Annotated in this window: 8 protein-coding genes; 3 read left to right on the top strand and 5 right to left on the bottom strand. The window is 76.4% G+C overall.

The features are described from left to right. Positions 1–99 precede the first annotated feature (99 nt). Positions 100–555 (top strand): MarR family transcriptional regulator, encoded by a 456-nt coding sequence (locus ACXNSR_RS37740; RefSeq protein WP_458639848.1) that lies wholly within the window; start codon positions 100–102, stop codon positions 553–555. Here the strand turns inward: ACXNSR_RS37740 and ACXNSR_RS37735 are convergent. The 5 genes from ACXNSR_RS37735 to ACXNSR_RS37715 all read right to left on the bottom strand — a co-directional run bounded on the left by ACXNSR_RS37735 (position 542) and on the right by ACXNSR_RS37715 (position 13,487). Beyond that, positions 542–2,419: a hypothetical protein gene (locus ACXNSR_RS37735; RefSeq protein ID WP_458639847.1), complete on the bottom strand. Its 1,878-nt coding sequence runs from the start codon at positions 2,417–2,419 to the stop codon at positions 542–544. The two genes, ACXNSR_RS37740 and ACXNSR_RS37735, sit on opposite strands and share 14 nt — an antisense overlap. Beyond that, on the bottom strand, positions 2,416–6,426 hold the full coding sequence (locus ACXNSR_RS37730) for a vWA domain-containing protein (RefSeq protein WP_458639846.1): 4,011 nt from the start codon (positions 6,424–6,426) through the stop codon (positions 2,416–2,418). Before ACXNSR_RS37730 ends, ACXNSR_RS37735 begins: the two co-directional genes overlap by 4 nt. Further along, positions 6,423–7,583 (bottom strand): ATP-binding protein, encoded by a 1,161-nt coding sequence (locus ACXNSR_RS37725; protein WP_458639845.1) that lies wholly within the window; start codon positions 7,581–7,583, stop codon positions 6,423–6,425. The genes ACXNSR_RS37730 and ACXNSR_RS37725 overlap by 4 nt, the downstream gene beginning before the upstream one ends. Positions 7,584–7,695: 112 nt before the next feature. After that, complete coding sequence (locus ACXNSR_RS37720) at positions 7,696–12,597, bottom strand: ATP-binding protein (RefSeq protein WP_458643496.1); 4,902 nt, start codon at positions 12,595–12,597, stop codon at positions 7,696–7,698. A 23-nt stretch (positions 12,598–12,620) separates the two neighbouring features. Further along, positions 12,621–13,487 carry a DUF4132 domain-containing protein gene (locus ACXNSR_RS37715; RefSeq protein ID WP_458639844.1) on the bottom strand — a complete coding sequence of 289 codons (867 nt, stop codon included), beginning with the start codon at positions 13,485–13,487 and terminating at the stop codon, positions 12,621–12,623. A gap of 202 nt (positions 13,488–13,689) precedes the next feature. Between ACXNSR_RS37715 and ACXNSR_RS37710 the strand changes: the two genes are divergently transcribed. Then, positions 13,690–14,445, top strand: a complete 756-nt coding sequence (locus tag ACXNSR_RS37710) for an HNH endonuclease family protein (protein WP_458639843.1) — start codon at positions 13,690–13,692, stop codon at positions 14,443–14,445. After that, positions 14,442–14,720: a hypothetical protein gene (locus ACXNSR_RS37705; RefSeq protein WP_458639842.1), complete on the top strand. Its 279-nt coding sequence runs from the start codon at positions 14,442–14,444 to the stop codon at positions 14,718–14,720. Before ACXNSR_RS37710 ends, ACXNSR_RS37705 begins: the two co-directional genes overlap by 4 nt. The last annotated feature ends 1 nt before the right edge of the window (position 14,721 follow it).

Below are 14,721 nucleotides of genomic sequence, written 5' to 3'. Positions count from 1 at the left end.
CTGAGGTGTCGTCGGTCTTTCCGGCCGACGGCACGACAGTAATCCATCTAAATAGATGCATCAAGATAGATGCATCTATTCAGATGTACTCTGCTGCCCATGAACGGAGTCGAAGCGTTCCTCCTGGGACGCGCCCTCATGAAGATCGGCGAACAGGCGATGCCCCGGCCCGAGTCGGGACCGCCGGGACCGGTCCGCTCGGTGGTCGTCGTCCTCGGCGACGTCGTCTCCCACCCCGGGACCACGGTCGGCGAGATCGCCGCGCGGACGGGCCTGCCGCAGAGTCAGGTCTCCACGGCCGTCGCCCGGCTGGAGCAGGCGGGCTCCGTCGACACGGAGCCCGACCCCGCCGACCGGCGCCGCCGGCTGGTCCGGCCCGCCGCCGAGCCCTCCGCCCGGGTCGCCGAGGTCCGGGCCACCACCATCGACGACGCCCTCACCGCGGCACTGACCGGGCCCGACGGAACCGCCCCGGACCCGGACACCGTCCGCGAAGTCACGGCGGCCCTGGAGCTGCTGGCCCGCAGGCTGACCCCGGCCGTCAGGGCCCGCTGACCGGGGCTGCGCCCGGGGTCGCCGCCCAGGACGCGGCGATCAGACAGCGCTCCGCCGCCACCAGATGGGTGGCCGCGGCCAGCCAGGCCCAGGCGTAGCCGTCGGGCGAGGGGTCGGCCAGCCGGCCGAAGACATCGCGGGGACGGCGGTCGGCTTCGGCGGCCAGCGCGGCGGCCAGGTCCGCCGCCCCGGTGAGCCCGGCCCGGCGCAGCGGACCGTACGAGGCGCCGGCCAGGGAGTCCGCGCCGCGGGCCGCCTCGGCGACGGCGCGGCGGCCACCGGCGACCCCGGTCTCCAGGAGGCGGCGTACCCGCCACAGCGGGGAGTCGGCCAGCGGGTCCGGGCCCTCGGCCGCCGGGAGCGGTACGGGGGCGGCCTCCCCCCGCGGGAAGTGCGCGCCCTGGAGGCGGTCGTAGCCGAGGTCGGCCCGGCCCAGCCATTCCTCGGGCAGCCGCAGCGTGTGCTCCGCGCCCGGCACCGGGCCCACCGCCAGGGGGCGCAGCGTGGCGGTGCGGTCCAGGTCGGGGCGGCCCAGGACCCGCAGCAGGAGCCCCGGGTACGAGGCGATGCGCCGCAGGTTCTCGGTGTGCGCCAGCTCCGGGTGCGGATGCGCGGGCACCAGCCTCAGCAGCGGCGCGTCCGGGCGCGTCTCGCGCACGAGGAGGTGTGCGCCGGCCGCGCCGACGACGGTGACGTCGCAGCCGATCAGCGCGGACTCGGCCGCGTCCGGGGCGGCGAGCAGCTCGGCGACCGCCTCGGCGGCCGGCCGGGCGAAGAGCCGCGCGGCGGGCTGTTCGGTCCAGGCGGTGCCGGGCAGCGGGGTCGCCCTGACCCCGCGTCCGGCGCCCAGTCGCCCTTCCGGGGAGACGGTCGCGCCGACGATGCGCAGGCCGCCGCGGGCGAGGCCGGCATGATCGAGGGTGGCGCCGCCGAGGGCCACGGAGGCCGAACCGGCGCCCCGGGCACGGGCCAGGCCGCCGGGCCTGACGTCGGAGACCGAGTAGGGGATGCCGTCCGGGGCCAGCAGGTGGGTGACGACGCCGCCGTACCCGGTGGCGGAGAGCACCGGTTCCCGGCACAGGCCGTGCACCTGGAGACTGCCGCCGGGCGCGTAGGCGCGCCGGCTGATGCCGGTGAGCGCGGGGTCGGCCGAGCCCGAGGCCAGCATCCCGGCGGTGTGGAGGAGCTCGCGGAACGCCCCGGTGAGGTCGCCGAGCCGCTGGCCGGCCCGGCGTTCGCGGGCGGCACGCAGGCCGCGTACGACCCGTAGGGCCGCCGCCTCGGCGCGCGGGAGCCCCGCGAGGCGGGCGGTGTGGGCGGCGCGCAGCAACTCGGCCTGGACCACCGCTCCACCGGCGGTGACCCCGGCGGCGAGCGCCTCGGCGGCCACGTGCCAGAGGGCGCCGGCGGCGCGCAGTTGGGCGGCGGTGAGGGCCGGGGCGGACTCGCCGGGATCCGCGGGCCCGGTGGTTTCGGTCGACCCGGTGGTTTCCGTCGTCCCGGTGGCTTCCTTGGATCCGGCGGGTTCGGCGGGCGGGCCGGGTTCGGCCGCCGCGACCGGCTCCGGCGGGGTGTCCGCGAGCGGGGCCGCGCCCAGGGCGGCGGCCCGGTGCAGGCAGCGCGGTGCCAGCAGGCAGCTGCACGCGGCCTGGTCCGCCGTGGTGATCGTGCCCCCCGGACCGGGGCTCAGGGTGACGAGGGCGTCCTCGCCGAAGCGGAGGGTGACGGTGCCCTCGGCCGTGAAGACGGCGCCCGCCGCGCAGCCCTCGGTGGCGGCGTCCAGCTTCTTGCGCAGACGGGGGGTGAGGTTCTCGACGGCTTCGGCGAGCACCTCGGGTGCGACGGGCGGCAGTTCGGTGCTCAACGGGACTCTCCACGGAGGCGGTCGCCCACCCAGCGGGCGAGGGCGAGGGGACTGAGGGCGGCCACGGGCATTCCGGCCGCCACGAGTTGCCGCGCGACCGGGACCGAGTACCGGGGCGTCCCCTCGTCGTCGAGCGCGGCGCAGCCCAGCAGGTGGGCGCCGGAGGCGGCCAGCGCGCGGACCTCGCCGAGGAGCCCGCCGATCGGCGCGCCCTCCTCGAAGTCGCTGACCACGACGACCAGGGTGCGGCTCGGGACGGTGATCAGGGTGCGGGCGTGCGCGAGACCGGCGGCGATGTGCGTGCCGCCCCCGACACGGACCTCCAGCAGCAGGGAGAGCGGGTCCTCGACCCGGTCGGTGAGGTCCACGACCTGGGTGGAGAAGGCGAGGAAGTGGGTGGACAGGGTCGGTACGCCGCCCAGTACGGCCGCGGTCAGCGCCGACCAGATGACGGAGGCCTCCATCGATCCGGAGACGTCGACGACCAGGATCAGCCGCCAGTCGGCCTCACGGCTCGCCCGGGTGCTGAAGACGGGCCGCTCCGGGACGACGACCACGCTGCCGTCGTCCCGGCGCCGGGTGTGCGCGAGGTTGGCGCGCAAGGTGCGGGCCAGGTCGAGCTTGCCACCGGGCCGCCGGGTGGGGCGCGGGGTGGCCAGGCCCGAGAGGGCCGGCCGCAGCCGGGTGGCGAGCTCCTTGGCGAGTTCGTCGACGAGCCGCCTGACCAGGGGGCGCAGCCGGACGAGTTGGGCCTCGGGCAGTCCGCCGGCGAGGGACAGCACGGAGCTCAGCAGTTCCACCGAGGGTCGTACGGCCGCCGGATCGAGCTGGGTGAGGACGTCGGTGCGGCCCGCTTCGGCCGCGCCCGCCAGCACCTCCTCGCGTACGTCGGCGCCGAACAGCGCCTCCAACTCCTCGGACCACTCCCGGGCGGTGGGGAAGGAGGCCTCCTGGCCGCCGCTCTGGCCGCGCCCCCGGCCGAGGTCGAGGTCGGAGGCGCCTTCGCCGCGCCCCGCTCCGTAGAGCTCGTCCAGCGCGTGGGCGTAGCGGCGGGCGCCGGCCGGGAGCCGGTCCCGTTCGCGGCCGAGCAGCAGGCGCCAGCGGTCGGCGGGGGCGAGCCGCGGGCCGTCGGTCCGCGGGGCCGGCGTGCGCGGGGCTGCCGCCGCCCCGGCGGCTTCGGCCGGCACAGGCACCGGCACCGGCGTCGGTGCCGGTGCCGGTGCCTGCGTTTCCGTTCCGGGCAGCGGGAGGGCCTTGAGGGCGGCGAGTCCGGCCGCGTCGGCGGCGGCCCACAGGGCGAGCAGGGCGGGTGACGCGTCGAGCGCGAGGTCGATCCGGTCGCCGAGGCGCTCGGTGACGGTGTCGAGCAACCGGTCCCGGGCGGCGGGCGAGAGGGCGTCGAAGCCGCCGCGCAGTGCCGGGAGCCGGTCGAGGAAGTCCTGGTCGGCGAGGTGCTCCACGCGGTCGAGGAGCGGGGTGAGGGCGGCCGGGGAGGACTGCAGCAGGGGCCCGGCGGCGGTGAGGAGCCCGCCGAGCCGCCGGGTCAGGGCGCGCCGGCTGTCGGCGGTGCCCGCGCCGTCGATCCAGCCGGCGGCGCGGTCGCCGAGCGCCTCGGCCGGGTCGAGGTCGAGCAGGACCCGCACCGCCAGGGCCGCGCCCTGCATCATCGGCGCCGCGTCGGCCGCCAGGGCGGCGAGGGCGTCGTCCGTGCGCAGGCCCAGGTGATGGGCGGCGGCCCGGTCGGCGAGGGCCACCAGGGCGACCGCGTCGGCCGGGTCCTCGCTCCCGGCGAGGCCGGGCAGGCAGCGCACGGCCGCCTCGAGGAGGTCGCCCGCCAGCGCGGCGGCGGCCGCCCTGGACGCGTCCGAGGTGCCGGGCAGGTGGCCGCGGTGGAGGGCCTCCAGGAGGTCGAGGGCGTCCAGGAGTTCGGGCAGGGTGGCGGTCTGCGGCAGGGCGGTGGCCGCCTCGTGGAGGCGTACGTCGACCAGCTCGGGCAGATCGCACCGCGCGGCGGCGGCCAGCCCGGCGAGGATCTGCGCCGGGGTCGGCCCGCCGTCGGCGGCGGCGCGGCGGGCGGTGTCCCGCAGCGTGCCGGCGGCGGCCTGCGCGGCGGTGACTCCGCGCACCCCGGCGAGGTCCAGCCGGGCCGGGACGGAAGGCGTCCAGGACAGCCGCCACTTGGTGCCGAGGGCGGTGCCGTCGCCGGTGGCGGCGACGGTGAGGGGCTCCCCGTAGGCGGCACCGCACACGAGGAGCCGCTGCAGCAGGACCTCGCGGCGGCCGTCGAGGGCGGAGCGGAGCGGGTCGAGGCGGATCTCGCGGGGCGCGGGGTCCTCGGGGGACGGCAGCCGCAGGGCGGCGAGCTCGGCCTCGACGGAGGGGCCGAGTCCGGAGCGGGGGGCGTGCGGGGTGATCCGGCCGCGGGAGGTGCCGACGAGCACGGCCTCGAGGGCACGGGCCAGCGCCCGGCCGCGGCCGAGCGGTTCGCCCTGGCCGAGGACGGTGGTGACGGCTTCGAGGAGCTCGCCGCGGCCGGGCGCGGGCAGCGCGCGCAGGGTGGCGAGGTCGCAGGCGAGCCGCAGGGTCTCGGCGGCCTCGCCGGTGCCCGCGGTGTGCCCGGCGCGGCGCAGCTCCCGGCAGAGCCCGGTGACGGCGACGGAGGCGGCCTCGCGGACCCGGTCGGGGTCACCGCCGGCTTCGAGGACGGCCTGCTGCCAGCGGGGATCCCGGATCCCGGCGGGGTAGCCGGAACGGGAGTCGAGCAGGTCGAAGGAGTACGGAACGAAGGAGGTGACGGCGGGCGCCGCGTCCGCGGCGGCCCTGCGGTCCCGAGGACCCGGCACGACCGCCTTCGGCCCGGGGGCCGCGCCGGCCCCACCACCCTCGCCCCCCGAACCGGAACCCGGCCCATGGCCGGAGCCGGTGTCAGTCCCGGAGGGGGCCCCATGGCCGACACCGGAGGCGGGCCCCTGGCCGGAGCCGGAGTTGGCGTCGCTGCCGGACCCCGAGGCGGGCCCGTGGCCGGCTCCGGTGCCGGAAGCGGAGGCGGATCCGTGACCGGAGCCGACGCCAGTGCCAGTATCGGAAGGGGACCCGGTGCCGGAGGCGGACCCCGTGCCGACGTCGGCGGCGGGGCCCTGTCCGGAACCGGAGTTGGAGTTGGTGCCGGACCCGGAGTCGGGTCCGGTGCCGGACCCGGTGCCGACGCCGGGGGTGGTACCGGAGCCGGACCCGACTCCGGAGGTGGTACCGGAGCCGGAAGCCCGGCCGTTGCCGGGCACGGCATCGTGGCCGGAGGCCGGCGAGGCGTCGGCGGACGTGTCCGGGAGGGCCGGGGCGTGGAATGCCCCGATCACCGCCGCCACGCGGTGGCCCGCGGCGACGGCGCCCGCGATGACGCTCCGCATGTGCGCCTCGCGGGCCAGGTCCGTCGCGGGTACGGCATTCGTGTCCGAGCGCAGCGCCCAGCCGACGCCGAGCGCCGCACGCCGCACGGCCTCCGGGGAGCATCCCGGCGCGAGGACCTCGACCGCCCGGTCCCACAGGTCGTCACCCTCGCGCCCCGTACCGGCGGCGGTCAGCGCATCCGCGAACGTCCCACCGGCAGGAGCCGGGCCCGGGCCCTGGCCCGGGACTTCGGCCGGGGCGGTCCAGCCGCGGTCCGACAGGGGGAGGTCGCAGCAGATGACGGCCGCGCCGGCCGCCCGGGCCCAGCGGATCGCGGCCAGTTCCGGGGAGAAGTCCGCGAACGGGTAGAACGCGAGGCGGCCGTCCTCCCCCGTGCCCGCGAGGGCGACCGGGGCGACGGTCTCCGGGTCGGCCAGGTGCTCCAGCCAGGACTGGAACTCCGCCGGGAGCTCGACGCACACCACGTCGGCGCCCGAGGCGTCCAGCAGCGCCGGTACCACCGCCGCCAGCGCGGGGCTGTGGTGGCGCACCCCGATGAGGTAGGGCTCGCGGGCCGCGGCGAGGGCGTCCACCGCGGCGCGCGGGTCGGTGTGCGTCAACGCAGGCTCCCGCGCAGGTCCCAGAGGCGGCGCCACATCGGTGAACCGTCCTCGGCGCGGCGCCGGACCGGCCCGTCCCAGTACCCCAGCAGCCGTCCGTGGTCGGCCGGGTCGTCCTTGCGCACGACGCCCAGCAGGTGCCCCGGCAGCAGGTCCAGCACGTCCCCGCCCGGCAGGTACGCGGCGGCGACCCCGAGCGAGGCCGCCACCTGGACGGCTTCGGCGGTGGACATGACCGTGCCGGGGCGTTCCACGTCCCAGCCCTCGGCGGAACGGCCGGAGCGCAGGTCTCGGAAGACCGTGACGAGCGCGTCGAGCACGGCGTCGTCGACGCCGAAGGCGGCGCCGGCCCGCTGGACGGCGGCCACCGCCTGGCGGCGGATCAGCGTGGCCTCCGCGTCCGCGTCGGCGATCGGGGCGACGGTCTCGAAGTTGAAGCGCCGCTTGAGGGCGGCGGACATCTCCGAGACGCCGCGGTCGCGCAGGTTGGCGGTGGCGATGACGGTGAAGCCGGGGGCGGCGGAGACCACCGCGTCCTCGGTGGCCGTCAGTTCGGGCACGCTGAGCCGCCGGTCGGACAGGATCGACACGAGCGCGTCCTGTACCTCGGGCAGGCAGCGGGTGATCTCCTCGACGCGGACGACGCGGCCGGTGCGCATGGCGGCGAGCACCGGGGAGTCGACCAGGGCCTGCGGGGTGGGGCCCTGCGCGAGCAGCAGGGCGTAGTTCCAGCCGTAGCGGAAGGCGTCCTCGGTGGTGCCGGCCGTGCCCTGGACGGTGAGCGCGCTGGTGCCGCTGACGGCGGCCGCCAGCAGCTCGGACAGCATCGACTTGGCGGTGCCGGGCTCGCCGGTCAGGAGCAGGCCGCGCTCGCCGGCCAGGGTGACGACGCAGCGCTCCACGAGGGCGCGTTCGCCGACGAACTTGGGGGTGATGACCAGCTTGGCGGGGAGTCCGGCGCGGCGGCGACCCGGCAGCGCCAGCTCGGTTCCGTCGCTGCCGCAGACGAAGGTGACGACGGCGCGCGGGGTCAGGGCCCAGCCGGGCGGGCGGGGGCCGGGGTCCTGGGCGGCGAGGAAGGCGAGCTCGGCGGCGTGGCGCTCCTCGGCGGGCAGCACCTGCCGGGCGGCGGGGGCGGTTTCTTCGGTGACGGTCATCGGTTCCTCTGGAAGGTGTGGCGGGAGGTCGGTGCGGGGGCGCGGCGCACCTGCGGGCAGGTGCGCCGCGCCGTGCCGGGGGTCCCCGGCGGCCCGGGGCGGGCGGGCCGGTTCAGCGGCGGCGGGCGCGGGTGCGCTTCACCTTGAGCTCCTCGAAGCGCGGCAGGTCGCCCTCCTGGACCCGCTGCCAGGCGCGGCGGTAGAGCTCGGCGGCGGGTTCGGCCGGGACGAGCACGCCCAGCGGGGGCCGGCCACCCGTGCTCAGGCCGTACATGGGGAGCTTCCACTGCTCCACGGGCAGCGTCGGGGAGGGCATGTCGGCCCAGCCGCCCGGCAGGAACAGCGAGCGCCCGGCCCGGCTGCGGCCGGCCGTCACCACCAGGTCGGTGGCGGCCAGTTCGGCGCGGGCGGCCTTGAGGCGGGCCGGCTTCCAGCCGGTCCACCGTGCCGTGTTGCGGTCGGTGGGGTCGGGCATGGCGAGCAGCATGAGGTAGAGGGTGGCCGCGTCGGCTCCCAGGCCGTGCCGGTCGCCCGCCTCCGCCACCAGGTCGGGGACGGAGCGGCTCGGGTCCTGCGGCCACCAGGTGCCGTCGGCGTCCGTCGCACCGGCCGCCGGGGCGCCCGGATCGGCGAGCAGCGCGGCGAAGCGCGGGTCGTGGGCCGTGCGCAGCGCCGTCTCCGCGGGCGTGGGCCGCTGTTCCTCGCCGCGCAGGAGCGGCAGGTAGGGGTCGGAGCCGGTGGAGTCGAGCAGCGCCGGGCGCAGGGCGGGCTTGGGCATGTCGTCGTGGGTGGCCATGACGACGGCGCCGTAGCGTTCGAAGCCCTCGCCGGTCTCGGTCGGCGTACCGGCCGCCGAGCGGAAGGCGGGCAGGTTGGTGTAGTGCCCGATCTCCAGGAGCAGTTCGGGTGCGGCGAGCCGCTGCCGTACGGCGGTCAGTACGGGCGGCAGGACCGCTCGTACCGAATCGCCCGCGGGCAGCCGGTGGGCCAGCCAGGACGCCATGGCCGTGGTTCCGGTCAGGACGGTCGCGGTGAAGGGTTCGGTGGCCGGTTCGGCGGGCTCCACGTGATCGCCCTTCACCGTCCAGGGGACGTCGACGGAGAGCTCGCGCGAGGCGGCCGGGTCGAGCAGCGCGGCCAGGGCGCGGTGCGCGGGCCAGCTGCCGCCCACGGCGCGGGCGGCTTCGGTGCTCAGCCACTCGGGGACGGGGGTGCGGCGGCCCACGCGCCGGTTCCAGATCTCGGCGGCGGCCTCGACGTCGGGCCCCTCGCTCCACAGCTTCGCCGGATCGGCGGGGAGCAGGGCCCCGACGACGGCGCGCCGCAGCTCGACGTCGAGGTTCTTGAGCTCGTCGCGGGCGTACGCGGCGTCGGTGGCCTTGACCCCGAGGGCGGTGCGCAGTTCGGGGCTCAGGAAGTTGCGTTCGTAGCTGTCGACGCCCGGGAAGCCGGCGAGCACCAGGCGGGCGAGGGTGCCGGAGACTCCGGTGAGCCGCGCGAACTCGTCCGCGGCTTCGGGGCGCAACGGCGCGGGACCGTGCTCGGCTGCCGCGCGGAGGAACGCGGTCAGCCAGTCGGCGCCGCGCTCGCGGTCGCCGAGCGGGGCGTCGCCGCGGACGGTGTAGGGGCCGGGGACGGCGAAGGTGCCCGTGGGGTCGTACAGCAGGGCGCCGAACTCGTGGCCCTCGGGTACGGATTCGCTGTGCTCGGTCAGTGCGAGGACGGCTCCGCCGCCCAGCGGCAGCAGGCTGCGGTGGTGGACGTTGCGTTCGCCGTCCGGGGTGAGCAGGTGCTGCCGCTCGAGGCGGAGCAGGACCCGGCGCCAGTGGTCCGCGGAGCCCTCGGCCGAGGCCAGGCCCAGGGCGTCGACCGCGCCGAGCAGGGTGAGCAGGCCCTCCCGCTGCTCGTCGGTGGGCGCGACGGTGACGGCCCGGTAGGCGACGGCGGCGGGCTGGTCCAGCAGCGGGGTCCACGTGAAGGACCAGTACGGCAGTGCGGGCGTGTCGAAGTGCAGCAGGCCGGGCACCGGGGCGGCGTCGGTCCGCGCGCGGGCGGCGGCCAGTTCGCTCAGCGTGTAGTGGGCGGCGTCGCTCTCGCCGCCCCAGCGGTAGTAGCCGGAGCCGATGAGACCGCTGAGCCCGTCGGCGATCAGCCGGTCGCCGGGTCCCTGCTCGCGCTCCTCGACGGGGGTGTCGTCCGGGTGGAGCCGGGCGGCGATCTCGTCGAGGGCCTTCTGCTGGGTGAGGGTGAAGCGGAGGACCTCGACGACACCCGCGATGATCTCGGGGGCGGTGATCGCCGGCAGGGCCGCGCTCACCAGCTCGGGCAGGTCGGCGGCCTTTTCGGCCGCGGCGGCCGTCTTCAGCAGGGCGGCCACGGTCTCCCGGTCGGCGGCGCGCAGGACGGCCGAGCCCTCGGTGTCGCGCGGGCGCAGGGCGTACCAGTGCGACAGCGGCGGAAGGTCCACGCTGCCCGTGCCGAAGGCGGAGCGCCGGCGGTGGCCGTCGCGCGAGCGGGCGGTGGTCACCCCATCCGGGTCGGTGATGCTCAGCTCCCGCCAGTGCTGGGACAGGGCGCGGGGCCGGTCGTCACCGGGGAAGAGGAGGCCGGCGACGGGCACGTTGCCGCCCTCGGGCACGGCTACGGTGCGGCCGCCGGTGTCGGTGCCCTCCCAGCCGTGGTCGCGGATCGATACGGTGCACCAGCCGAGCAGGCCGTCGGTGGGCTCGCCGAGCACCGAGCCGGCCACGGTGGGCGTGGGCCGCAGCCAGTTGGAGGACCCGGCGCGGTGGCCGGTGTGCGGGTCGGCGCGCAGTGCGTCGGCGAAGAACGCGGGCATGGAGGACCGGCCGTGGGTCCCGCCGACGGGGTCGTACTCGAACCAGCCGGTCTCGTTCTGCTCCTCACGCCGCAACCACACCCAGTACGAGGTGCCGTCGGACAGCAGGGGCCGCTCGTCCGGGAGCTTCGTGTCGCCGCGGTGCAGGACTCCGCCGCCGGTGGTGCGCCCGCCGCCGGGGAGCGGCAGGGAGAGGTGGTCGCTGCGCAGCGACCAGTGGCTGCGGTCGGTGTCCAGGGTGAAGACGGTGCCGGGCGAGTGGTGCCAGTAGCCCTGCGTCCCGTTGGTGCTCCAGGAGGACCAGAAGACGAGCAGTTCCCCGTCGACGTAGTGGAAACCGTAGTTGTAATTGGTACCCGTCGGCACGCGCAGGTCGTGCGTGAGGACGGTGGAGTCGGCGTCGATGACCCGGACCTGGGTCTGGTTGGCGACGATCAGGTACGGCCAGGCCTCCACCACGGTGAGGGCGTCCTGGCCCCGGCCGGGGCTCAGTTCGGCGAGGGCCTCCTCCCAGGAGGGCCAGGCCAGTTCCTCGAAGAGGCCGCCGCGCAGGGTACGGGCGAGGGTTTCGGCGAGGTCCGCGGCCGCGGCGGCGGCCACTTCCTCGGGGGCGAGTTCCAGGGCTTCGGTGGGCAGCCACCTCAGCCGCGCGATGGCGTCGGGGACTCCGGGGAGACCGGCGGCGGTGGAGGCGAGGGCGACGTCGCGCATCCACTCGGCCAGCAGCGGGCGGCCGCCGGGCGAGGCGGCGACGCACCGGACGACGTCGGCGCTGCCGTCGCCGAGGTTGCTCAGCGCGCGGCGGAAGGCGGGGTGGAAGCGCTGGTCGGCGGCGAGGGCGAGCAGGTCGCGGCGCTGGTCGCGGCCGGCCCACTCGGAGAGGTGCAGGTGGTCGGAGCGGTGTCGGCGGTGCTCGCTCCCGGCCTCGGGGTCGGCGACCGGAACGTCCAGGGCGAGCAGCAGGTCGAGGAGGTCGGTGTCCTCGACGCCGATCCGCAGGCCCGCTTCGCGTTCGGGGCGGGCGAGTTCGGTGCGCAACTGCCCGGCGCACCGTTCGACGATGTCGAGGAGGAGCGGGAGGGTGGGGCGGCTGCCCCAGCCGGAGTGGCGGGCGGCGTGGAAGCGCTCCAGCCAGCCGGCCGTGCCGTCGGCGCAGCGCTGCTCGGCGGGCAGGTTCCCGTCGGCGAGGCCGGCGGTGGCGCCGGACTCCTCCAGGATCTCCAGCCACAGGGTGGTGAACTCGCCGCCGTCGCCGCTGGGCGGGGTCAGCCCGAGGAGCGTGCCGCGGACTGCGGGAACGCGGCGGGCGAGGGCCACGAGGGCGCTGCGGTGGGCCTTCCACCAGCCGAGCGCGGCGCGCAGGGTGGCGGGCAGGGGCAGCAGTTCGGCGAGGTAGTCCTGCTCGGGTTCGGTGCCGGTCAGACCCGCGGCGCGGGCGAGGCGGCGCAGTTCGGCGGCGGCCTGGGCGGAGGGCGGCAGCCCGCCGGCGGTGCGGCGCACGCACAGGCGGCGGAAGCGGTCGTAGGCCTCGGCGGGGGTGACGCGGCCGGCGAGGGCCTTGCCGTAGCCGGTGAGTACCTTGACCGGCAGGGCGCCGACGAGGGCGAACTCGAGGAAGACGGCGTCGAGCCGGTCCTCGTCGATGGCCAGCCCGTACTGGGCCTCGGCGGCACGGGCCCGCCCGAACAGCTGGGCGGCGTAGGTGGTGTTCTCCACGGCGAGGAAGAGGCGTGCGGCCTGCTCGTGGAAGAGGGGCAGGAAGTGCGGGACGGACGCGGCGAGGCGGCCGGCGAGTTCGAGGCAGGCGTCGAGGGCGGCCTTGGGCTTGGTCTTGGCCTGCCGGGCGATCCGGTCCAGTTCGGGGACGACGGCGAGGGCGTGGTGGCCGTCCTCGGGGTGGTGCACGAGGACCCACTCGGGGAAGCCCAGGGCCTGGCGCTTGCTCAGCCCGACGACGGGCGGTTCGCCCTCTTCGCGTACGAGTCCGAGGAAGCCGGCGGCGAGGTCCTCGGCCGCGCCCAGTTCGCCGGGGGCGAGCCGGACCACGACGCGGTCGTCGGCGAGACCCGGGTGGCGGTAGGCGCGCGCGGTCAGTTCCACGACGTCGGGGCCGGCGCCGGTGGTGTCCGACGGCAGTACGGCTCCGGCCTTGAGCAGCAGTTCGGCCTTGTTCATGTCGGTGTCTTCCTGGTTGGTGCTCACGCGTCCCCGCCCTCCTCGATCTTGCGCCCGGCGTACAGCGCCGCGGCCATCCGCATGCCTTCGGACCAGGCCACCGGTCCGACCTCGGCCAGGCGTACCGCCCGGCCGTCCTCGTCGTGCCAGCTCAGTGCGCCGGTGGTCGTCTCGTCGTCGTAATAGGGTTCGCCGATCCACACGGCGGCCTCGGTGCCCGTCCCGGAGTCCCGGACCTTGCAGGTGGCGTAGCCGCCGGAGACCCGGTAGCCGAGGCCCGTGGCCCGGGCCGCGAGGCTGAAGCGGGTCGGGAAGGAGCCGCCCGCGTAGTCGCGGACCTCGGTGGCGGTGGCGGCGACCGCGGCGGGCTTGTGCCAGGTGGCCCGGTGGATCTGCTCGACCCGCTGCACGATGCCCAGCTCGGCCGCGAAGTCCCGTACGTCGTCGAGGTCGGGCAGCAGAACGGGGTGCGGCAGGGTCACCGTGCGGGGGGAGAGCCGGACGGTCTCGCCGTCGAGGTTGACCACCTTCAGCTCACCGGAGGCGGTGGCGTCGCGCAGGAAACCCACCTCGTCGGGGTCGTCGCCGACGACGGCCACGTCACGCAGGGCGCTCTGCCAGGCCTCGTCCGGCCAGACCCGGGCGAGCAGTTCGGTCGGCACGGGCAGCGAGGAGACCATCCAGCTGTCGACCTGTGCGGCGCAGGCCGCCTCGTGCCGGTCGAGCCATTCGGCCAGCCGGCGCAGCCGGTCCACCTCGGGATGGTCCTTCAGGGCCTTGGGCAGTGTCTTCAACTGCCGCCCCGCCGTCCGCCCGGTGGTGGACCGTGCCGCCACCCGTCCCTCCACCAGGGCGATCTCGTACCCCTCGCCCGCTGCCAGCCATGCCATCAGACTGTGCCCCTCCGCCTGTCCTGTCCGGTTCCGCGCAGCCCTGACAGGGGGGAGCCGACCCCCCTGAGCTGCGGTATGCCGGGAGACTAGCGAGAGCCACTGACAACGCCCGCCGGAGGGCCCTCCGTAGGTTGATTGTCCGGTTCTGGGTAGTGTTTCCGGGACAGCGTGCGGAGCGGTACCGGCTCGGGGTGGGGTTATGGGACGTCAGATACGTGTGCCGGGTGCGGTGCTGGTGGCGCTGCTGCTGGCCGCCGCGACCGGGTGCTCCGGTGCGGTCGCGCCGGACGGCGGGGACCCCAAGGCGTCCGCGCCCGCGGGCTCGCCGTCCACGGCGGCGCCACAGTCCCCGAAATCGCCGGAGACACCGGGCGGCGACGCCAAACCGGCCGGTGGGGACGTATTGCCGGGCATGGTCGGCGTGGCCGTGGCGCGGACGCAGTTGGCGGCGCTCGTGGTCGCCCCGGTCGGCACGATGGCGGGCTACAGCCGGGACAAGTTCACGCACTGGGCGCAGCAGGGCAACAAGTGCGACACCCGTGAGGTGGTCCTCGAGCGCGACGGCACCGGGGTCACCCGGGACGCCGAGTGCAGGGCCGTGTCCGGCAACTGGAAGAGCCTCTACGACGGGGTGGTCGTCACGGACGCGGGGAAGATGGACATCGACCACATGGTGCCGCTCGCCGAGGGCTGGCGCTCCGGCGCGGCCGGCTGGGACTCCGCACGGCGCAAGGCCTTCGCCAACGACCTGACCCATCCTCAGCTGCTGGCCGTGACCGCGGCCTCGAACCGTTCCAAGGGCGACCAGAGCCCCGACCTGTGGCAGCCGCCGGACAAGGCGAGCTGGTGCCAGTACGGGCGGGCTTGGACGACCGTGAAATCCACGTACGGACTGACCGTCACCGAACCGGAGAAGAAGATGCTCACCACGATGCTGGACACCTGTGCCTCATGACGCGACCGCACCGGTGGCAGGACGGGGTGCTCGCCGGGCCGGGCGGTGCCATGACCGACGAGGTCGGCGTGATCACCGGCCCGCTGACGCTGCGCAGCACCGAGGCGGCCGGGGGCCTGGTCCGGTTCGACGTCCAGTACGAGGACGCCGACGAGTGGTACACGCTCACGGGCAGCCCCCGGGCCCATCGGGGCGATCCGGCCGCCCTGCACGCCGCCGCCCTCGCGGCGATCCGCGCGGGCGGCGGGGCCGTGGCGCCGGGCCGGGACGCCTGAT

The sequence above is a fragment of the Streptomyces sp. NC-S4 genome (assembly GCF_054353315.1).
The sequence above is the reverse complement of the archived record's forward strand: the minus strand, read 5'-3'. Positions and strand labels throughout refer to the sequence as shown.